The 20,886-nt window shown below is 36.7% G+C and carries 20 protein-coding genes; 2 read left to right on the top strand and 18 right to left on the bottom strand.

Annotation, left to right across the window (positions count from 1 at the left end; translation table 11 throughout):
* Nucleotides 1-813: 813 nt before the first annotated feature.
* From Q8M62_RS11240 to Q8M62_RS11155, 18 genes are all read right to left on the bottom strand, one after another.
* Nucleotides 814-1,905, bottom strand: coding sequence for a glycosyltransferase family 4 protein (locus Q8M62_RS11240; protein ID WP_305668134.1), 1,092 nt, complete (start codon nucleotides 1,903-1,905; stop codon nucleotides 814-816).
* Nucleotides 1,902-3,533 carry a hypothetical protein gene (locus Q8M62_RS11235; protein ID WP_305668133.1) on the bottom strand — a complete coding sequence of 544 codons (1,632 nt, stop codon included), beginning with the start codon at nucleotides 3,531-3,533 and terminating at the stop codon, nucleotides 1,902-1,904. Before Q8M62_RS11235 ends, Q8M62_RS11240 begins: the two co-directional genes overlap by 4 nt.
* A gap of 9 nt (nucleotides 3,534-3,542) precedes the next feature.
* The gene (locus Q8M62_RS11230) at nucleotides 3,543-4,718 is read right to left on the bottom strand and encodes a glycosyltransferase (protein WP_305668132.1); all 1,176 of its coding nucleotides are present in this window, start codon (nucleotides 4,716-4,718) and stop codon (nucleotides 3,543-3,545) included.
* Nucleotides 4,715-5,248 (bottom strand): serine O-acetyltransferase, encoded by a 534-nt coding sequence (locus Q8M62_RS11225; protein ID WP_305668131.1) that lies wholly within the window; start codon nucleotides 5,246-5,248, stop codon nucleotides 4,715-4,717. Before Q8M62_RS11225 ends, Q8M62_RS11230 begins: the two co-directional genes overlap by 4 nt.
* Before the next feature lie 11 nt (nucleotides 5,249-5,259).
* The gene (locus Q8M62_RS11220) at nucleotides 5,260-6,102 is read right to left on the bottom strand and encodes a glycosyltransferase family 2 protein (RefSeq protein WP_305668130.1); all 843 of its coding nucleotides are present in this window, start codon (nucleotides 6,100-6,102) and stop codon (nucleotides 5,260-5,262) included.
* A gap of 47 nt (nucleotides 6,103-6,149) precedes the next feature.
* On the bottom strand, nucleotides 6,150-6,932 hold the full coding sequence (locus tag Q8M62_RS11215) for an FkbM family methyltransferase (RefSeq protein WP_305668129.1): 783 nt from the start codon (nucleotides 6,930-6,932) through the stop codon (nucleotides 6,150-6,152).
* Nucleotides 6,933-6,938: 6 nt separating this feature from the next.
* Nucleotides 6,939-7,763 (bottom strand): FkbM family methyltransferase, encoded by an 825-nt coding sequence (locus Q8M62_RS11210; RefSeq protein ID WP_305668128.1) that lies wholly within the window; start codon nucleotides 7,761-7,763, stop codon nucleotides 6,939-6,941.
* Nucleotides 7,764-7,818: 55 nt separating this feature from the next.
* On the bottom strand, nucleotides 7,819-8,727 hold the full coding sequence (locus Q8M62_RS11205; RefSeq protein ID WP_305668127.1) for a glycosyltransferase family 2 protein: 909 nt from the start codon (nucleotides 8,725-8,727) through the stop codon (nucleotides 7,819-7,821).
* A 67-nt stretch (nucleotides 8,728-8,794) separates the two neighbouring features.
* Entirely contained in the window at nucleotides 8,795-9,652 is an 858-nt protein-coding gene (locus tag Q8M62_RS11200; RefSeq protein WP_305668126.1) for a glycosyltransferase family A protein, read from the bottom strand.
* 9 nt (nucleotides 9,653-9,661) lie between these two features.
* On the bottom strand, nucleotides 9,662-10,738 hold the full coding sequence (locus Q8M62_RS11195; protein WP_305668125.1) for a glycosyltransferase family 4 protein: 1,077 nt from the start codon (nucleotides 10,736-10,738) through the stop codon (nucleotides 9,662-9,664).
* Between the two features lie 77 nt (nucleotides 10,739-10,815).
* Entirely contained in the window at nucleotides 10,816-11,922 is a 1,107-nt protein-coding gene (locus tag Q8M62_RS11190; RefSeq protein ID WP_305668124.1) for a glycosyltransferase, read from the bottom strand.
* Nucleotides 11,915-12,775: an FkbM family methyltransferase gene (locus tag Q8M62_RS11185; protein WP_305668123.1), complete on the bottom strand. Its 861-nt coding sequence runs from the start codon at nucleotides 12,773-12,775 to the stop codon at nucleotides 11,915-11,917. The genes Q8M62_RS11190 and Q8M62_RS11185 overlap by 8 nt, the downstream gene beginning before the upstream one ends.
* Entirely contained in the window at nucleotides 12,772-13,536 is a 765-nt protein-coding gene (locus Q8M62_RS11180; protein ID WP_305668122.1) for a glycosyltransferase family 32 protein, read from the bottom strand. Before Q8M62_RS11180 ends, Q8M62_RS11185 begins: the two co-directional genes overlap by 4 nt.
* A complete protein-coding gene (locus tag Q8M62_RS11175; protein WP_305668121.1) occupies nucleotides 13,533-14,282 on the bottom strand; it encodes an FkbM family methyltransferase in 750 nt (249 codons plus the stop codon). Before Q8M62_RS11175 ends, Q8M62_RS11180 begins: the two co-directional genes overlap by 4 nt.
* A complete protein-coding gene (locus Q8M62_RS11170; protein WP_305668120.1) occupies nucleotides 14,276-15,553 on the bottom strand; it encodes an ABC transporter ATP-binding protein in 1,278 nt (425 codons plus the stop codon). The genes Q8M62_RS11175 and Q8M62_RS11170 overlap by 7 nt, the downstream gene beginning before the upstream one ends.
* Before the next feature lie 12 nt (nucleotides 15,554-15,565).
* Entirely contained in the window at nucleotides 15,566-17,101 is a 1,536-nt protein-coding gene (locus Q8M62_RS11165; RefSeq protein ID WP_305668119.1) for a hypothetical protein, read from the bottom strand.
* 583 nt (nucleotides 17,102-17,684) lie between these two features.
* Nucleotides 17,685-18,983, bottom strand: a complete 1,299-nt coding sequence (locus tag Q8M62_RS11160; protein ID WP_305668118.1) for a DUF6056 family protein — start codon at nucleotides 18,981-18,983, stop codon at nucleotides 17,685-17,687.
* 109 nt (nucleotides 18,984-19,092) lie between these two features.
* Nucleotides 19,093-20,169 (bottom strand): DegT/DnrJ/EryC1/StrS aminotransferase family protein, encoded by a 1,077-nt coding sequence (locus Q8M62_RS11155; RefSeq protein WP_305668117.1) that lies wholly within the window; start codon nucleotides 20,167-20,169, stop codon nucleotides 19,093-19,095.
* Between the two features lie 29 nt (nucleotides 20,170-20,198).
* Between Q8M62_RS11155 and Q8M62_RS11150 the strand changes: the two genes are divergently transcribed.
* Together Q8M62_RS11150 and Q8M62_RS11145 are read left to right on the top strand one after the other, a co-directional pair.
* Complete coding sequence (locus Q8M62_RS11150) at nucleotides 20,199-20,384, top strand: hypothetical protein (RefSeq protein WP_305668116.1); 186 nt, start codon at nucleotides 20,199-20,201, stop codon at nucleotides 20,382-20,384.
* A gap of 9 nt (nucleotides 20,385-20,393) precedes the next feature.
* Entirely contained in the window at nucleotides 20,394-20,618 is a 225-nt protein-coding gene (locus Q8M62_RS11145; protein WP_305668115.1) for a hypothetical protein, read from the top strand.
* Nucleotides 20,619-20,886 lie beyond the last annotated feature (268 nt).

Raw genomic sequence — 20,886 nt, 5'->3', positions numbered from 1 at the left:
TGAATGGCTCAAAGATGTATTTGAACGAATCCAAAGCATCAACCACAAGAACCTTTATCAACTACTGCCCTCAAACTGGCAAGAATACCGGCCTAAATAAAAAATCCTGTTTCACAAGACGGGGTTGGTCGGAGGGATACGGAGGATTGAAAAATTGAAACACCTCGACTCCGCTCAGTGCAAGAATTGAAAAATTGAAAGATTGGAAAATTGGGAGTAGGGATGGGTTCGGCTTAGTTCGGCTCCGCTCACCAACCGAGGCTCAGCACAGGAGTTGGTAATTGGTCAAAAGTCGTGGCAAAAAAAAATGACCCTGAAAGGGTCAAACTATGAATACTTGTGCGCCGAGGCGTAGCCCCGGGTAAGGAGGCACGACGCAACCCGGGGTGAAAAAAAGACAATCGGTACTAGCGCTGGCCCAGAATGTTCGTTTGGAAAATTAGGTTGATGCCAGCGCAATGGAATAGGGAAATACATTGCAAAAATTATATTTCACCTCGTTGGAACCTTGATCGTTTTTTTCTTTTTGTCCTTTTTCCTTGATGAAAAAGAACGAAAAAATCAAGACGTGGCAAAGCTCCAGCCGCACTTGGCCAAACACTGGCCCGCTCCTGCCCGATGCAGGCGGGGCCACGTCAGGCCACCGCGCCCTCCTATTGAGACATTATTCTTCACAATGGCCTAAAATAAAATTATCGATCCTCCCCATTAAAAGTTAAGGTTCAAGGGGGAGATGCCGCGGAATGATTTGTAATTGTATCTCACGTCCAGCCCCGATCGATATATCGGGGGAGAAGCAGGACAACGGAAAAGTTATTTGGTCTGGGAATCCAGAAGCCTTTTGTAAAAATCCTCAAATTGGATGGCGATTTTTTCAAGGGTGTATTCCGAGGTCACTAGGTGATAGGCATTGGATAAAAGTTGTTCCTTGGTCTCCCTATCCATTTCCAAGAGCTGTTCTACGGCTGAAATAAATCCCTCCTGATCGTTTGGGGCAATGCAAAATCCAGTTTTCCCATTCTTTAAAACTTCTGGAATCCCTCCTACTCCATAGGCCACTACTGAGATTTTATGAAACATTGCTTCCAGAATCACGGCCGGAAGGCCTTCAATCTTACTGGGAAGGAGAAAAATTGAGTTGGCAGGAATCTCAGCAAATGGGCTATTGACCTGTCCCTTAATCAGTACTTTTCCGGTAAGCTCGAGTTCGGCAATCTGATTTCCTACTGAATCTTGTAATGGCCCATTTCCAAAGAGCAAAAGCCTGATTTCCGGGAAGGTCTTAGCAAGCTTTTGAAAAATATGAAGCAGTTCTGAATGATTTTTTTCAAAGGTGAATCCCCCAATATGTACCAAAGTCGGGAAATTTTCCTGCTTCAGCATTTGACTCTCCTCTCCTATTGAAATTCCGATTGGAATGATAGTATGAGGCTTGTTTTTCAAAAGAAACAAGCGGTTAAAATCTTGAGCAGAAGCCTGACATACTGAGAGAAGCCCATCAATCTGAGTATATAAAAATTGATTGTACAACCTTATTCCAACGTGTTTAATATATCCGGACACAAGAGATGCATTTCTAAAAACAATAGGGCTCTTCCATCCAAAAATCAATTTTGAGAATATCGCAAATTTCAAGGTATCTCCTGCATTAGCCTGAATGATGTCAGGAGTAAATTCTTTGACAAGATCGGAAAACTGTTTCCATCCCTCCACATCCCAAAATCTGGCACCAATGGATCTGTTGAGTCTAATTTGTCTTCCCGAGAAAGGGAGTTCAAATCCACCTTCAAAAATGGCAACCAATAAAACTGCATGTCCCCTTTTCGCCAATTCCACGGAAAGCTGAGATGCGAATAGTTCAGCACCACGGGATTGAGGCTTTTGGATAAGTTGAATGATCCTCATTTTCGGGAATAGGAGTCAGAAAAGATCCAGTTTGGAGTAAAATTGAAGGTATGCGTACCCAAGGTGCCATTGATTTCGTCGGGTTCAAAAATCCGGACTGTTTTCTCTTCAAATTCCGTATCGGTCAGTTTTAGAATTTCCTGAATTTTTACCCGATGTCCATAGCGCTTTCCGGAATCCTGTGCAGGTCTATAAAGCTTTCCATTTTGTTGAAAAATCCTTCCTGCCGGACGGGATGCCCTTACATCAGAAACAATCGGATTTAAAGCATGAGGTGTCCATATAGGATTTTCCAAGCTCAAGGAAAAATAGGCATACAGTTCTACAAAAGCAGAAGTACCGGAATGAGGCCGTTGATTGACAAAAAACCAATATTGATCTCCGGATTTCCATAATGTAGGATCGTAAGCTTCTTCCTCCAATAAAATCCCTGATCGCTCCCATCGAAAAGGAAAGTCTGTGGCCTTGTATAAATAGGTTTTTCCGGCTTCTCCCGACTCAGGGATCATGTAAAAACTCCCATTCTCCTCCCAAATAAAAGGGTAGGATACATGCCAATCTTCTTCCAAAATAATCCGGGTGGAAACTAATTCTTGAGCGTTCCACTCTCCCAGTCCTATCTTTCCTTTTTGGGTTTTTCCGTCAAACTCCTCAAAAAACACCCAGATTTTTCCGTCCTTTTCGATCGGGAAAGGATCGGCCCAAAAGGATCCTTTGGGCAACTTTCCTATTGGTGGGGAAATAGATTTAAAGTTGATCTTTTGATTTATAATGCTGGTTTGTGCTGTGTTGGGCGCAACCAATAACTCCCAATAGGGCTTTTTGTATGACTCTTTTAATTTCCTGCTTATGTTTCGACTCCAAAGATTGACCCAATTGGCTAGCATCAAAGCAAAGCCCGGAGGAGTTAAAATGGGGATTTTATCAGAACTGCAGGATTGGTTTTGCTTAATATTTTCCTTCCATTTTTCGATACCCATTACTTCTATCTGCCGGATCACTCTTGGGATAATAAAAGCTGAGAGCCAAAATATTTTATTGGCATTTCGCTGGACTGATAATGGATCTGTTTGGGCAAGAGATTTATAAAGGATCAGGCCATCATCCAGTTTTTCCTGAAGCTGCTGTAAAACCACGCCTGTGGTATCCTCCTGATTCATCACTTCCCAAAAGCAGGGTGGACCGCCTCGGTAGTGTTGATTGTCTCCATGGTGAAAAGACCAAACACCCAATGGGGCAAGATTCAGAATTTCACCTCTGAGAATCCGGAAACCAAAGCGAATGATAATATCCGGATGATATGACCTGATTTCATTCAGAGTCTCCGGCATCAGGTAATCCGAGTATTTTTTCTGGATAGGTTGGGCCTGTAAAATAGGGATATCCCATCCCGGAATGGTATTCAGGTCTTTTTTGGCAAAGGCATCAGGCCGGGTGAGAAAGACCCTTCTATCCATAGCTCGGTAAACACGATAGAAAAAAGGTGATTTTTCCCCACTTGATTTGGGACTCTGATTGAGCACAGCCAATACGATCTGCGCATTCTTTTCCTTTAGGATCTGGGAAATCGACTCCCATGTCCATGCAGAGACTGTCAGAGAGTCAAGTAAAAGTATTATTCGGAGCATGTTAGGATGTCAGACTGATTTTTGCAGGCTGAAAATTTCAATCAGTCTTCTTTCATACTGTTTGGCAATGACTTCAATATCGAAGTTTTGGATGGCTACTTCCCTTGCCTTTCGACCCAATTCAAACATCTTTTCAGGGTTTTGAATTGCAAAAAGCATTTGATCGGCTAAAGCTCGGGGATCTGCCACTGGAAAAACAAATGCACTTTCCTGGTCTTGAATTGCTTCCAAATTCATAGGGATATCGGATGCGATAATCGGAATACCTGCCATCATAGCTTCGATAAGGGATCCTGAGAATCCTTCATACCAGGAAGGGAACAGGAAACAATGGGCAGTGGGCAGTAAAGCAGTAGGGTCGGACAGTTGACCAGGAAGTTTCACTTGATTTTCTAAACCTAATTTGATGATAAGTGCTTCAAGATCTAATCTGAATGGGCCTTCCCCTAAGATAGTCAGCGTGCAATCGGGATAGGATTTCACTAATTCTGAAAAAGCACGGATCGCATCCTGAAAGCCTTTTCGCTCCAGTAATCTTCCGTATGAAATAAATTTTCTGATTGACCTGGGCGTCACTGCGATCCGCCGCGGCGAAGAAGCAGTCTCTTCATTTGAAGATTTGTATTTCCATTGAGATTGCTTCGCTCCGCTACCGATGACGGGCCGACCTCTATAGACAACCGAAATATTTTCTTCTTTGATCCCAAGTGTTTTGATGTGACTTTTGGCTATTGATTTTGCATTAGCGATCCAGTGAACAGGAATGCTGGAGGTCAATCGATCCAGCCAATAAACGAGCCTGTACTTCAATCCTACTTTATCCGTCCAGGATATCGGGCTGTAACTATCATTCACCAATGTGCCGACAAGTGGGACTCCGGTAAGCAGGGAAGCAATTCGGGTGATGATATCGGCACGCCAAAGACAAGAAACAATCAGATCAGGCTTTTCAAGTCGAATTAACCTTACCAATCGAGAAATAGCTAATGGAAAATGATAGGACTCAGGAATATCCAAAAAAAAGAGCCGGATTCCGGCTCGCTGATAGGATTCCCGCAGATCATGTCGCGGATAAAAATAAACCAAGGACGCCTCAGTTTCAGCAGAAAACCGAGAAATAATCTCCAAATGGCTTTTTTCTGCCCCTGCATTAATCAAGGCGTCTTGAGTAAAAAGTATTTTCAATTTTTGAAATTAATGTAATCTTCTGAGGTTTTTCCTTCAATAATCTGAGCAGGATTGCCAATCGCCATGCAATTGGCAGGAACATCCATATTTACAAAAGTGAGCGGTGCAATAAGGACATTATCTCCGATCGTAATATTCCCTGATAACACTGCATTTGGGCCAATCCAAACCCGATTTCCAATTTTAGGGGCTCCTTTTCTTGGGCCTTTATTGATTCGACCGATTGTTACTCCCTGTGCGATGTTACAGTTTTCTCCAATTACGGCTTCATTGGAAATCACAATTCCGCCATAATGCCCCATAAAAAGCCCTCCTCCGATTTTAGCAATATGAGGAATCTGAAGTCCGAATCGAACCTGCATCCACTTGACAAAAATCCTGGATAATAGCCCAACCGGATGCCATTTAGAAAAATGGGCGGCCAATCTCATCCAAACTAAAAATCGAAAGGAGGGATTAGGAAAAGCTATTAAAAATGTCTTTCCATACCTTTTTCGATCCAGTTGAATAAGTTTTTTAAAATTCATGGTTGATTGGTTCAAGAATTAAATCGAAGTGATTTTGGGTCAAGTGTCCTTCCTTTTCTATTGATCAATCCATGCCAAAGACCTATAAACTTTAGCCTGATTCTTTGAAATCGGTCTGGTGCTGCCAAACTTCCGAAAACCCGCTTCCCAAAGAAAACCACGAAATCTGCCAGGTTGAAAAGTGTGAAATGCTTTTTGACAAAAAAGACATAATTCCTTTCCTGATAATACCCCCTCCAAAGCGAAGAACCGGTAAACCCCGAACCTGCTCCCAAATGGAAGATTTGATGAAAATCATTGTGAATTACCCCCATTTTAAATCCTGCTTGTTTGATCCGATAGCAGTACTCGTAATCATCTACCATCATAAACCAATCCGGGACAGGAATCCCGACTTTTGAAACTACCTCCCACCGCATCACTGCCCCATCAAAAACAGCAAAATCTACTTCCTTAATCTCTCCCGGTGAAGGGAAAATCAAGGTGCGCTTACCTAAAGTGGCGATACTCCCAAGTGGAGAAAGTAGACTGAACTCAGAATTTGAAATCTGAGAAATCAGGGTATCGGGCAACTCCCTCGCAGGAATACTGTCATCTTCCAGAAAAATAAGGTATTCGGGTTTTTGATCAGCATGTATCAAATAATCCAATGCTAATGCTAAACCTCCTCCATGACCAAGGTTCTCTTTTGATCTGATCAATCTGATTTTTAATTTTTCCTGATATTTATCAATTACCTGAGAAGTCATATCCTCACTGTTATTATCAACAATAATCAGATTCAGGTATTTCCATCCATACTTTTCTATCGAATCCAAAATCTTGTCCAGAATTTGGGCTCGATTGTAGGTCACCAAAACGAGTGAACAGGAAAACTCCAATAGATCTTGTTGAGAATTAATCACCCTTGCTTACGAATGTAAAAGGCATTGATTTCCATAATGGACTGATCCTTTTTATCACGTAATACAGGAGTACTGGAGAATAGGTGAAAGTTTTGAAGGTTCAGGTAATTGTTAAGTGAAGTAAAATCATTTACACCATCGTAGATCGGAATTACAGATTGTTCACATTGAATTGCACGGATAGTCTCAGCATAACTTCCCAGTCCTTTCAACACTTCCAAATCATGCCCTTGGGTATCTGTTTTCAGAAAAATATCCCCCTTCCATTTGATTCCCATACTTTTTAGAATCCCTTCTACCGTTGTCATTTCCACCGTAATTTTACGGGTATCGGACAAATCCGAAAAAAACCTGTCCTTAAAGTTATCATTGGCCTTGTAAAGGGAACTCAATTTAGAGTCTGCCATGACATGTAAGGTCACTGTTCCTGCCGAAGAACCACAAGCCTGATTGATGGCAATGAACTTCGGATCATTACCTGCTTTACCCTTAAGTATTTCAAAATCGGCTGGATTAGGTTCCAAAGAGACTATCCAACCTTTGTATCCTATCTCATTTCTGATCTGATGATAATATTGCCCTTGGTTTGCACCAATATCCAGAACCAAACCGAAATCGTACTTGGAAAAAAGATGACGTAGGGAAGCATCTTCCAAGCTGTAATTGAGACGATTAATTTGAACAAAATGGTCTATCGGAACAATTTTCTTTTTCCTGATATCAAAGCTTTTGTTAAACAGAAACTCAAATAAAAACCCGGTTATATCTTTAAGTCTCATTTCAGGTTAAAAGTCAATATAATTACTTGCTCTAATCACTCCTCTCCTTAGAAATGGCTCTTTTAAATTCTTATCAAAAACATAGAACATAAAATTATTTGAAAATTCGTACTTAAAGTTAATACTTTTAAAAAAATCTGCTATTTCCTGAGCTTGATTTTGGTAGTGATAACAAGCAATTGTAAAATTAACTTTTTTATTAATTTTTAAGATTTCTTTCATTCCATTCAAAACTTTCATTTCATCACCTTCAACATCAATTTTGACAAATATCGGCATGGTAAAACAAATTGAAAAATCATCAATTTTCCTCTCAGAAATTGATTTTATAGTATCGGTAACTTTAAAATTGAAAATTTCAATTTTTTGAGCATAATCTTTAAAGGTTTGTTTTAATGGTTCATCCCAAGTATTATCCAATTCAAATGCTAATATTTTTGAAACATTATTTATAACATCTAACGAAAAATACCCCTCCGCAACTCCAATATCTAATACCAAATCCTCTTTAATTGGATGAAAATAATCAGTGATATACCTGTGAGGAGAATTCAAATCTTGTTCTCTGTAGATTCCTCTCAAATATGAATTTACTTGTAATTCACTCCAGCCTTTTTTGAAAAACATTTTCTTGCCAAAAACGTCTGCACATGGCAATCCTCTATTTATTCCCACGCGAAATTTTAAACTATTATAATTATCACACCAAGAATATGGAAAAACATAAAACCCTTTATACAAAAAAAAATCAAATGCTTCCCGTTCCTCAAGGGATAAAATTGAAAAATTTTCTTTATAATAATTCGAAACCTTAATTTTTAAATTTTTCATTCTATATTTTTTTAATACGGAATGAAAAAATACATAAATCTTTTTTAAGAATATTTTAATCATTTTTTTTCATAAAATAATAATTAGATTCACCAAGTTTTCCACGAATAGCATCATAAAACCCTAATATTTTTGAAGAAATGTTTGCAAATTTATCTCCTCTGAATAGCAAAATATAAATAATAGAAGGAAACAACTTAATTGCAAAATTCACATAATTTCTATTTAATGCTAAATAATTTCTAAAGGAGTAATATTCTCTGATTGGGCTATTATTTGGGAATAAAAGAACTTTCTTGCCAAATTCAATTTTTTTATGTTTTTTATATAAATCATGATAAACATAGGTATCAACTACTCTAAGTACTTTCCCCCCATTTTCATAGATTCTTTGTGTATATTCAGCGTCCTCACATCCTATAAAAAAATCCTCCCTTAAATATCCTATTCTTTTGATCACATGAGCAGGGATCAACACGCCATTAAAGCAAAGTCCTCCAAAGTAATCTTTGACTTTATGCAACTTTGGAATACGTTTTATATTTGGAAATCTGATTTTATAGTAGGAGAATTTATCAAAATCAAAATCATTAAGTTCAATGGAATTCACCGCATAAATATCTTTTTCAGAAAAACACTGAACTGATTTCTCAATGATTTTTGACAAATTGCTAGATTCTGGCAAACAATCATGTTCCAATGACCAAATAAAGTCTGCATCAAATTTCTCTATCGCCAATTTCCAAGAAGTATTATGACCAAATCCAACTCCTCTATTTTTCTTTAAAAAAACAAATTCGACATCAGGATAAGTCTTTTCTAATGAAGAGTTTTCGGTAGTAGATCCATTATCTACGACTATAATCTTATGTAGTGGATAATCCTGAGTTTGTACAGCCTCAATCAGATGCCCAAGACTTTCTGGTTGATTATAATGCAGGATGCAGGCGCAAACCTTCATCATGGTTGATATAATTTATTTAATATTCTATTGATGGCCTCGCAAAAAAATAAGTATTTCAATTCCTTCTTTATAATAGTTTATAAATTTTTCTTGAAATTATCGGTAAGTAAGAAATAATCAATCTTGCCAGTGTATCAATTCTCCAGAGTTTAAGACTATAAGCAGTTAATAAGTTTTTCCTGGCAGAAGGAAATTCCTGAAACCTCAATGAGTTTACACCCATGATCTGATAATAAAGCCTTTTCTCATCACTGGTAAGTGTTTTCTTATGTATTTTCAAAATATGGCTTAAAGAATCATTCATGTTTTTCAGATTTTTACTTCCTCCATGAGGATGGCTGTTGTAAATCAAGGTGGGCTTCTGAATTGTCTTTATTTTATATTCTGACAACTTAATCCGATGAAGCAGTTCAGTGTTTTCAGAAAACCTTAATTTCTCATCAAAGCCTTTTATTGAATTAAAAATACTTCTTTTCAAAATAAAGCAACCCACCAAAAAAGGAATTAACTCCCCCTCTTTTGGAAGTTCAATTTCTTCTTTCGTCCCTATTCTAAGTAAACAACCTGACTTCCAAATTCCGACAGACAAATCTGATTGAATAGTCTCAAAAAAGTTTTCAAAGGCAGATTGTGTAAATAAATCATCAGAATCTAAAAAAACTAACCAATTACCTTTGGCCAGTTTTGCACCTGTATTTCTTGCTGAACTTACCCCTCTATTTTCTTGAAAATTATACCGGATCCTGGGATCTTGTAAGAAAGGCTTAACTATTTCGCAAGTATCATCTTGACTCCCATCATCAATTATGATTAATTCCCAATCAGAAATTGTTTGGTTTAAAACCGAATCAATTGCTTTAGAAATGGAATCTCTCCTATTAAAGGTGGGAATGATAACCGAAATCAGGGGCATTGATAATTTCATTCTAAATCTTTACCAATTTTTTGAAACCATATTTAAGAGATCATCCCTCCAAACCTTAAAAGAATATTTTGCCCTGGAGGCTTCAAAACTTAATCTTTGGCTCTTAACCAATCTCTCTCTGTCAAAAAGGATTTCAACTATTTCATTTGTCCAAAAAATTTCGTTATTCCCCACTTTTAAAAATGAGTTGTTTTTAAATTCTTCATAACCCGAAACACCAAATTCAGTGGTAATTACAGGTCTCCCCTGCCAAAGCGCTTCAGCAATTTTTATATTTGATCCACCGCCTTCAAATACCGGTGCGATGACCAAGCCGGCATGTTCGTAATATTCTTCCAGATTATCTACATTAATTTTCAATTCAATTTGAGAATCAGACTTAATTAAATCTAACAGTTTTAAGCTTTGTGGATTCTCAATCGATATTAAAATCAGCTTAATGTCAGCTATTTGTTGAATTAATTGGGGCCAAACTTCAATTAAAAACCAAATCAATCCCTGAGAATTTGGAGAGTATGTAAGCTTCCCTACATATAATAGGGTCTTAGCACTACAAGGTTTAAAGAGATATTCCCCTTTTAAAATCAATTGAAAAGGCAAATTAGGAAGTAAAAATGCAGTAGTAATTTTTGGCTCAATCTTAACAACAATTGGCAAAGCAATTCTCGCTAACAATTGGTTATAAACGAGTTTGTTTAATTGAAAGATTTGCCAAAGTCTTAATTTCCTACTCCAGCTTTTTGCATTGCTGATTCTTGTTTTAAAAATCTCTTCAAAATCATCATCGATATCTGCTACTATATTTTGATTCTTAGGAATTTGGGAGACCGGCTGGATATATCTGGAAAAGACAAATGCATAATCGGTTTGAGAACAGAGCCTTTGGATATACTGATTCAATTTCAACGAATGGGGAAAGACAAATCCAATCTTGTGCTTGATCTTTTCCCAAATGCCGGTTTCGGAAGTAAAATGTAAAAACCGAACAAAATTGGATGGAAATTGCTCCTGAGCAATCAGAAAATCTGATTGATGATCGATTATTAAAAAATCGACTTGATATCGGGCGGACAGTGCCTGAAGCAAAGCATATGTACGTTGCCGTTTCCCGTCCCTGGGAGGACATGGACCAGATTGAGCAATGAAAAGAATGGATTCGGAATTCAAAAAGTCAATCTATTAATCAGGGCACCTATCCATTTTCCATAGCGGTAATGGTTTCTTTTTTTAAGTTGTGGAGCAAAAACGATTCGTACCGCCTTTTCCAGATCACCATCATTAAATCCTATTTCCATAAAAAAATGCTCAAAATCAGGTAACGTATTGTTAAGCAAGTGTTCTATTTCATTCTTTTCCAAAAAGTACCTAAAACTTAAATAAGTATTCATTCCTTCAAAATCCTTCAATTGAATTTTCCAATTCCATTTTTCCTTTTCTCCTTTAAACCAATTTATGGACTCACTTACATTACCCTGCATCAAATAAACTCCAAGACATCGGAGAAAATGGTATTTCAGGTTCTCCTCTACATCCGCCGGATAATCTTGGTTCAATGGCAGATCTGAACCTATTCTTTGATCTTTTTTTACAGCCCGGAAACTTACTTCTTTAAGCGCCTGATACATCTGAACTGCATTTCTGCTCATGCTTGTTGGGACATATCGATATCCAACAAGGACATCAGGAATGGTTTTGAACTTTCCTCCTGCCTTAGCAGCACGAATCCAAAAATCCCAATCTTCACAACTTTTTAAAGATTCATCAAATAAACCCACTTGCTCCTGACAAGATTTTTTGATAAAAAAAGAAACCGGTGGGGCAATGTTACTATTAAAGAAAGATTCCAAACCGAGAACGTTTTCATCGAAAAAATGAGAATGAAAAAAAGACACTCCTTTGAAATAACTATAGCTGGCTATTATAACATCAGTTTTGGGGTCTTGATTTTGATATGTTAATACTGTTGAAAAAGCATTATCCAATAATTTATCATCAGCATCCAGAAAATGTAACCACGCCCCTGAAGATGCAAGAATCCCAGCATTTCTGGAAACTGATAGACCATGATTTTGTTGATTTATTACCTTTATTCTGGAATCCTGAAGAGCATAGCTCGTTGCCAATTCTAGCGTATTGTCGGTACTTCCATCGTTGATAATTATCAATTCCCAATTTTGTAAATCTTGCCATAATACAGAATCCACTGCTTCAACCAAAAATTCACTTTGATTATAGCAGGGACAAATAATACTCACGTGTGTGCTATTCATCTCGGAATCCAAAAATTAATTCTCCTGATTTTTCAACTCTAAAACCCAATTCCCTTAAAATGAATTTAAGTTCAACCTCAAATTCGCAGGAGTGAGCTTCAACACTAAAACAGCTAACCTTTTTAAGTATTGAAAAAAGATTCAAATCTCTTTTAAAAACTACCTCTTCGGCTCCTTCTATGTCGAGTTTTAAATAATCTGGGATGCCAAATCCGCAATTCTCCAAAATACTTTCAATAGTATTGGCCTTAATTCCACCCTCTTCATCTTCTTCTTGAACTTTAGAAGCATGCACAGAAAAACCCCATTCAGATTCACCTTTGTTTTTTTCCTGATCAGGGAAGACTATTCCATTTTCAAACCAAATGGCTTGTTCTAATAAAGAATATCTGTTTTGAGGTAAATTTTTCCTTATCATTTCCGCATTTCCCTTATTGGGTTCGATAATAAGGCTTTTCAAATCTGGGAAAAGAGCTAACATATAACGTGATGAAAAACCAATATTTCCACCACCATCAAGCATTAATTTTGGAGATACATTTTTGTTTTTAAAATATAAAAAAGCAGGCTCCAATTCTTTCAACAATATAATTTGCTTGAAAACCAAAGCATCAGAGGATCGAATTCTCAGAAAAAAATCCAGAGAAAGATTATCTGTTTTATTTACAATTTGAATTATTCCGGAAACCGATTTGATACTTGTTTTAGATTTGAAAGCCCATTCTAAAATTTCAATTACGGATTTCGCCTCTCGCGTTACTTTTAATCCAAACTTAAGTTTAGCCCAATTAACTATCCCAAACCAACTTGAGACATTATAAACTAGTGAAAGTTTATTGAAAATCTGAATCAAAACTTAATATGGAAATGAAGATACTGTTTACCGAATCGTTTGAAATATAACCAATACTTTTGCAGAAAATCTTGCTTCAAATACAGGTTAGGGAAACGAAATAAATGACTAATCAAAAGTCCCAAACTAGACAGGAACTTATATTCCTTTAAGAGGGAAAATTCATCTTTCCAACTGTGATTCCAGAGATGCACCGAATATGAACCAAAAACAATATACTTATGATAATCTTCCTCTTTATTTTCAAGCGCTAAAGGATAGAAATATTCAGGTGAAAAGATTTTTACTTGACTGGAAGGTAAGTCCCAAATGAGTTCATCAAAAACTTCTGGAATAGTTTTAGGTTTTTCAAAATTGAATTTCAAGCCTTTATAATGATCCAATACAATCCTTAGAATCTCATTGTTGGATGATGAACCAATTATTGCCGCATTCAGAGCTTCGGGCTTATATTCACCTAAAAAAAAATCAAAGTTCAACAAATCATCAAGGCTTTTCAGTAGAAGCATATCGGTATCCAAATAAATCCCGCCTTCTTTCTCCAAGGCATAGACCCGAGCGACATCAGATACAAAAGCATATTTCCCAATTCGGTAAGCTTCTTTGGTAAAATCACAGAACTCTAAGTCAAAATTAATTTCGTTCCATAATCGAAATTCAAACCCAGGCAAAAACTTTTTCCAAGATTCTAAACATTTGAATTCCAGCTCTGACATTTTTTTAGAACCAAACCAACAATAGTGGATGATTTTTGGAATCATTTAAAAAAAAGATTTACAGACTCCGATGCAGCAATCAAATCCTCGCCTAAAAGGAAAAGGATAAATCCATTTGATTTTAAAATATTATCAACTTCTACTTTTTCGAACGGAGTAAGATTAACCCATTCAATTTTTATTAAATCCACTTTAAATCTTTTAAAATCAATCATTTTAATTATTTCAGCATCATATCCTTCTGTATCTATTTGTAGGTAATCCACTTTAGCAAATCTAGGATAGCTGGATATTAAATACATAAAATTGATCCCTGGAACCTGCAAAACCTCAATATCTTCATCATTGATATTTCCAAATTTAAGCAAATGGTCCTTTGAAACAGATCCAATTCCTCTCCCCCATTCTGGTAACTTTGATAAACCTTGCTCGTTCAATTGATAAATTGTTATTAAATCATTTGAACTACTGATTGCAAAATTTAAAAAACCTATGTCTTTAAAATCAGATAGATTAGATTTTAGAAGCTGAAAATACTTCCCTGAAGGTTCCAACACTAAGCCAGAAACTTTGGTTGGATCAAGTTTTTGAAATAAATCATCAAAACTAATTCCATCATTTGCTCCTATCAGAATCAACTTGGTATTTCCCTGAAATAGATATCTCCTAGTTTTTTCAAGAGAGAAAGATATTTTTTTTCCAAAAAAAGAAGTTGATAATAATCTTCTCTTTGTTGATTTGTTTAATTGGTTTATGAAACTAATTCCGACCTTCCGAATGAATTTCAACATACCACAAATTCAACGTCTGAAACGTATACAGAATTGAGCTTTTGATTAAGAGCTAATCCTGATCCTAAATAGTCATTTTGAGCGCAATTAAGGGAGGCTGCATGATCCAAAACTTCATAATAATCACCCATATAGCCGAAATAAAAACTTATCGACATACTATCTGAAGAATAGAAAGGGAAGTATGGGAGTGTGATTTCTATTTGACCATCAGTTTGAGTAAGTAATACCTTCTTTTTAAAATTATTGTTGTTAAAAGCCAATAAGCCTTTTTCTTCAGAATCAAATAGACCAAAGCCGACATCCATCGGATGATTTAAATGCTCTAATTCTACATGATAAAAAAGATTAATTGAAAGCCTTTGACCTGCATAAATCTCGTTAGTTGATATGCCATCTATTTTTATTTCTGCTCTGGTCAGACCAATTCCGTATTTATTTTTATTTGGGTGATTCTTAAGGTCATTTTTGTAAGAATGAGAAATTTCGCCTTTATCTAGATATGTTTTTACTGCATCATCTGTATTTCCATTAAAAGCAACTAGTCCTTGTTTTAACAATATGGTGCGTGTACAAAGATTTTTAATTGCTTCAAGATTGTGACTTACAAACAAAACAGTACGACCCTGTTTCGAAACATTTTCCATTTTTCCGAGGCATTTGGCTTGAAATTCAAAATCACCGACTGCCAATACCTCATCAATTATCAAAATTTCAGGTTCGAGATGAGCCGCCACCGAAAAACCTAATCTTACCTTCATCCCCGAAGAATAAAATTTAACTGGAGTATCCATGAATTTTTCCACTCCAGAAAAATCTATTATTTCATCCAATTTGGTATCAATCTCCCGTTTGGTCATACCCAGAATTGTACCATTCATATAGATATTTTCACGACCAGAAAGCTCCGGATGAAAACCAGTTCCAACTTCTAACAAAGAGGCAACTCTTCCATTAATTTCTATTTTACCAGAATTTGGTTCAGTAATCTGGGATAGAATTTTTAGTAGAGTAGATTTGCCCGCTCCATTCTTTCCAATTATTCCAAGAACCTCTCCTTCTTTTACCTCAAAGTTAATATCCTTCAACGCCCAAAAAACAGTTTCATCTTCTTCTCCATATCTATTAAGTTGATAAAGGCGTTTGAAATTTTCCCATGGAGATTTAAGGGTATTAACTATCTGTCCAACCAGCGTATCTGCTTGCTTTTCTTTTAACCCTATCCGATATCGCTTGGAAAGGTTTTCAACTTTTATAACGGAATTAGTCATTCTTATAGAAAATTAAAATTTACTTAAAATCAAATCATCTCCAATAATCAATTTATTTGCATTGAGTATTTCAGAAAATTGATATGTTGATTTTTGGAAATCAAAAATAATTAACACTGCATCCCTTTCTTCAATTTTTTTTATCATACTAGCATTAATACTGTCGTAAAATTCATTAGATACTTCCCTATACCTTCCTCTCATAAATTTTTCCTTAACGGGTATAGAATTGACCCACTCATAATCGAAATATGGAACAAGGTATCGTACATTATTTGTATAAATATTTTCAGGAAGTAAATTATTTTTCAATAACAATTCATTCAAATTTACTAATGATCTCCTTTCTTTAAATTCATTTACTAATACAAAGGAATCCATAGGTGCTCGTTTATACCAATCTATAAAACCAAATCCAGATCTCATTAAATTCAAGAAAGCATAAATTACTATTAATCCAGAAAATACAATTGATTTATTTCTATTTAAGACTATTATTAAATAAAAGATAAAAAATAAAAGTGCAGGAAACATTGTTCTTCTGTTCACTTCGGTATGATTCGTCAACTGCGACATAAATAGATACCCATAAAAATAAACTATTGAAAATAAAAGAAATATACTTTCAATACTTTCCTTCGAAAATTTTCTTATCAAATAAAAGAAAAATATAACACTAGTTAACAAAAAAATAAAAATATAAAAAAGCTGTGAGAAAAAACTCCAAGCATAACTCGTTAATGTGAAATCAATAAATGTTTTTCCACTATCACTTAAATTACTGAGTAAGGTAATTAAACTTATATCTTTTTTCCAAAATTCAAATACTCTACTATTTGTTTCAAGGTGATAGATAACTTGGCCATTTATATTCTTGAATAATATGAAAGAAATTCCATTGGAAAGAAGAGGAATTAATCCAAGTAAAGCTTTTCTGCAAATTCCAAAATAATAAATAGGTACAATTGCTAGAAATGGAAGAAATATTAAACCATTATACTTAATCCAAATGGAAGCTGCCGATAATAAACTTGCAATAATAAAATAAAAAAGATTATTCGATTTCAACCATTTTATTAAAAACAAAATAATAAAAAGGCAAAAAACATAAAACAGACTATCGGCATGGGAACTAAATACAATTGTTACAGACCACCAGCAAATACCTATAAATAAAGAGTAAAATATATTTTCAACCCATTCCTTTCTTTCTCTTATTTCAATGATAATAAAATAGGAAATGATAATAGAAATAAAGAAAAAAGAAATACTAATCAGACTAGCCGCATCCTCAAATCCCAAGTAAAAAATTGTCTTAATACTTGACACTAAAGTAGGATATCCAGGAGAATAAAATGGCGAATATGGAAATTTCCCCATTGAAACTTGTTTAGATAAATTAAAATAAACTAATGTATCTGAAGAAAAGATTGGTCCCCACTTCAAAAAAGTAAAAGTTGCTGAGCAAAAAATAAAAAATATGGCAAAATAGCTGATATATTTTAGAGGAAGATAAATAATTTTTAAATCATTTTTTAATATTCTCATAATTAGAACTGGGATTTAATTCACTCTTTCGATACTACAAATGAACTCCAATTAAATAAGGTATTAAAAGATTTACAGATTAAAATTATTATATCGGAGTAATTAGTAAATCTCTCCTTTCCAACCATTTTTTTGGTAAAAGAGGATTGCTAAAGAATTTTGTAAAATAATCCAAAGCATCCCATAAAGTCTCAGACTTAAAAAAACACTTAAACCGCAGTGACTAAAGAAAAAATCATGATTATCTGAAATAATGCTCCTAGACTATCGGAATTAATTGTCTTCATTCATTGAGGGAAGCATTTTTCTTCTAAAATTAGGAATATTGGGATAATAAAGGCAAAATGAATCCTTCCCCAAGCGATTTATATCCTATTATCTCCATAGTAGATGCAGGGGACTAGAATTACTATAAATATATTTGGATGGCTATTCCTTTTGAAACTCTTCTTTCACCTAGAGGAATGTTTATTCAATACCTAAATAGTACATATTCATTGAAACATGATCGAAAATTTAACCAACCCATTCTATAAAACTCTGTAAATTTAGCCATATTTATATATAAAATCAGGATAAACTTTTAATCATTAACAAGTATTATTTCACCTGTTCCAAAATATCTTTGATGATATTGATTATTGTAATAATCAGGATTAGCTTCGATATCCCAAAATCTACTTACCCAATTATCATCGGGGATGATTACTTTTTGAAAATAAATGATATCTGGACTTCCTCTATGATCTTCTAAATATGTATATCTTTCTTCTATTTCATTATACACCAAGTTACCAGTAATCAATTGAATTGATATTTGATAGATAAAATAAAGTAAAAAAAACAAAAGAACTGTTTGCTTGAATAATAGTATCACGGACATTTTGACTTGCTCTTTAAATTTAGTAAAAAGAAAAACAAAACTAAGGAATAAACCTACTTGGAAAAAATTGGATGTGTGTTTACTTGCTGCACCAGGTAAAAAAACAAACGGTAGAAGGGTTGATAATGAGCCAATGATTAAAAGGAGAATGAGTACAGTATTATTCTTGTTAGATACGGCAGGGAGCAAAAAGGCTAATAAAACAGAACCAATCACGACCCATTTAGACATTCCTATGTATTCTCTTAAAATCTGAATAAATCCTTTGGAAGCATTAATTAAATCAAAATCTAAACTTCCTGCTGATCTTACAAAATTTCCGGGAGCAAAAACAATTAAAGCCAGCGTAACTACTCCTACTCCTAGTCCTGTGAAAAATACTTTTTTGGAAGCTGGAGCAAGTCCCAAAACTTGCTTTCCAAACCAAAAAGTTAAAAAGAACAAACCACTATTGGGACCTGTACTCACCACAGTAAATGCCAAAATCAAATTCCAAAACGAATTTGGTTTTCGAATCATGAATAAGATTGAAAAAAATAAAAGGGTATTGGCATAGGAATAAAAAGAACCTGTGACCCAATATAAACTTCTACTTAGATGTGGACGAAAAATCAAAACAAGAATCAGCGTGACAAGCAAGGTTAAAAAAACTGTTTGAAACCTGTCTATTGGTCCAAATCCTAATTCTTTCAGAATCGATATCAAACAGAATCCTAAAGCAAATTGGGAAAGAATCGCTAATCCTATAGGGATATAAGCTTGATTCCAATCAAAAAGAAAAAGTAAGAAATTCCGGAAAGTATAAAGAGGTGAAATTGCTCTCCCATCCCATCCAAAATAAATGGATTTTGCGAAGGAATAAAAGCCAGTATTTACAACTTCATATCGCTTCCAAAAATCGTCCATCCAGTAAAAACCATTTACTGCGGTTAACAGAAATAGGAATGAACCTATCAGAATAAGAAAAAACAGTACGTAAGTAAATTTATTCTGAATCATTTTTTACTGCTTCCTATTTGATACCATCAACTAAAGGGTTATCAACCGGAGACTGAGCTGGTTACTTTTCAAATAATGAGACCTCTCCTTCGTCGAGGTGACTTGTCCGTCAATTATTTTGCACCCTCAACAATATCCTCGCAATCATCTTTTGTTCCACTACCGAAAGGGCATGGTACAGCGGAAGGCAGAGAACCCGGGCGGCGATCTGATCGGAAACGGAACAGTCTCCCTCGGTATAGTTCAGGCTGCTTAAGCTGGGGTAGAAATAGCGACGGGCAGAGATCTCGTGATCAGCCAGGGCTTTTTTGCTTTGAAGCATCAGGACTTCCGAGGAGAAGATGATGGGGAAGTAGCTGTGGTTGTAGGATTCTATGCCTTGGGTATTGGGGTAGGTTACCCGAAGTCCGCTGAGGAGTTGGCGATAGGTATCGCCCTGTTCCCTGCGCCTTTGCAGGATGGCAGGGAGATGGGGTAGGTTGACCAAGCCCATGGCGGCATGGAACTCGGAGTTTTTGCCATTGATGCCGACACCATTGAAATTCTCGTACCCATCATGCCCGAAGTTGCGGAAATAGGCCATTTTCTTTAGGAGTTCAGGTTGGGTCGTGAACACTGCCCCACCCTCGATGGTATGGAAGATCTTGGTGGAATGAAAGCTGCAAGTTGACACGTCCCCGTAGCTGAAGATCGAGCGGCCCTTCACCTTGACCCCGAATGCATGTGCCCCGTCGTAGATTACTTTGAGCTTGTGTTTTTTTGCGATCCGATCGATGGCCTCCACATCACATGGAATTCCATAGACGTGCGTGGCAAGGATGGCGGAGGTGCTTGGGGTGATGGCGGCTTCTATTTTGTTCGGGTCGATGTTGCAGGTAGCCGGGTCGATATCCACAAAGACCGGTTTGCATCCTTCCCAGACGATGCTGCTTGTGGTCGCCACATAGGAAAATGGTGTAGTGATGATCTCCCCTGTAAGTTCCATGGCTTTGATGGCAATCTGAATGGCGATGGTACCGTTGCCGGTATAAAGCAGGTGGTTGACACCGAGGTATTCCTTGAGGCTAAGCTCCAGTTCGTTGACCAGCGGGCCATTGTTAGTCAGCCAATTGCGCTCCCAAATACCATCTAGGTAGGCTTGATATTCGGATTTGGGGGGAAGGAAAGGCTTGGTGACGGGGATCATTTTTTAGTAGGCAGTAGGCAGTGGGCAGTATGCAGTGGGCAGTAGGCAGTGGGCAGTGGGCAGTGGGCGGTAGGCAGTTTGCAGTAGTCAACGGTCCACGGTCCACGGACCACAGCAACGGGATGTTCGGGTGGCAGTTGGCAGTTTACAGTTTGCAGTTGGCAGTAGTCCACAGTCCACGGTCCACAGTCCACAGCAACGGGATGTTCAGTTAGCAGTGGGCAGTGGGCAGTAGGCAGTGGGCAGTGGGCAGTAGGCAGTGGGCAGTGGGCAGTGGGCAGTTGGCAGTAGGCAGTCGGCAGTCGGCAGTGGGCAGTTTGCAGTTTGCAGTAGTCAACGGTCGACTGTCCACGGTCCACAGCAGCGGGATGTTCGGGTGGCAGTTGGCAGTTTACAGTTTGCAGTTGGCAGTAGTCCACGGTCCACAGTCCATGGCAGCGGGATGTTGAGTTGGAAGTTTGTCTTCCTTCTTGCTTCTTGGTTCCAGTGTCTTGCTACTAACATCTTGCTACTTGATACTTATTTTTAGTCCACGGTCCACAGCAGCGGGATGTTCAGTTGGTAGTTTGTCTATAATTTGGCATTTTTTTTTACCGCAAAGTGCACGAAGAAGATTTTATTTAAGCTCAGGCGGTCTTTGTTTTGGACTTCAATCCTTTTTGGCGCTAGAGTCGTTTTTCAAGGGTACAAAGTAATGCTTCGACTTGGTTCGACTTC

Source organism: Algoriphagus sp., assembly GCF_030694375.1.
Lineage (GTDB): Bacteria > Bacteroidota > Bacteroidia > Cytophagales > Cyclobacteriaceae > Algoriphagus.
The sequence above is the reverse complement of the archived record's forward strand: the minus strand, read 5'-3'. Positions and strand labels throughout refer to the sequence as shown.